General features: G+C 62.4%; 1 protein-coding gene. It reads right to left on the bottom strand.

Translation table 11 applies throughout. The features are described from left to right. A partial coding sequence (locus L696_RS31735) for an acyl carrier protein (protein WP_280740114.1) occupies nt 1–812 on the bottom strand: 812 nt, incomplete at both ends.

The raw sequence follows: 812 nt of genomic DNA, 5'->3' as shown, positions 1-812 counted from the left end.
GGCTTGCCGGACGGAGACTTGACGCCCTCCAGCCGCTCCCGCTCCCAGCGCGACTCCGGAACCTCCGTGATGCAGTCTTTGCCAGCCAGAAGATTCTCCCAGAACTCGTGAAGGTCGCGCGATTGCGGATACTTGCCGGACATCCCGATGATCGCGATGTCCTCTCCCGCATCCGGCACGCCATAGCTGCCGGTCTCCGGGAGTTCGCGCTCAGCTTCGTACAGCTCGTCCGCCGGCTCGCTCCACTCTGCCTCTGCCTGATTCGCTCCGCTTGCAACGCCGCCGAAGCGATCCGCATGATGCTCAGCGAGGTACTCGGCCAGCTCCGTGATCGTCGTGTACTCGAACAACAGCGTCGGCATGAGCTGCGTTTCGAGCTTGCTGCCGATCGCCGTCACGACTTCCAGCAGCATCGACGAGTCGAGGCCGATCTCGTAGTACCCGACATCTGTCGCCACTTGATCTTCCGGTTTGCCCAGCTTTTCGGCGATCAACCAGCGCAGGAATGCGGACGCCTCCTCGACCGCCGAACCGCCTCCCGACGCATACGCAGGAGGTGCGACCGGTGCGGAAGGTCGGGGCTGTGGTTTTGGCTTCGGCTTTTCTTGCACAGCGGCCTCCGCCTTGCGGGCCGGATTGATCAGCCCTGCCCCGCGCACCAGCTTGCCCTTGTAATTGAGCAGCTCCGCGATCTTCTTTCCGTTCGTGTCAAAAAACTCCATCGTCAGAAAATTGAGCTCTTTCTTCCGCTCAACCGGCTTGGCGATGCGCGTCCAGCACTCCGTTCCGAGCGGAGCGGCGGCGCGGAATTT

Origin of the sequence: Paenibacillus maysiensis (genome assembly GCF_000520815.1) — a bacterium.
GTDB lineage: Bacteria > Bacillota > Bacilli > Paenibacillales > Paenibacillaceae > Paenibacillus > Paenibacillus maysiensis.
This window is presented reverse-complemented; position numbering and strand designations above follow the sequence as displayed.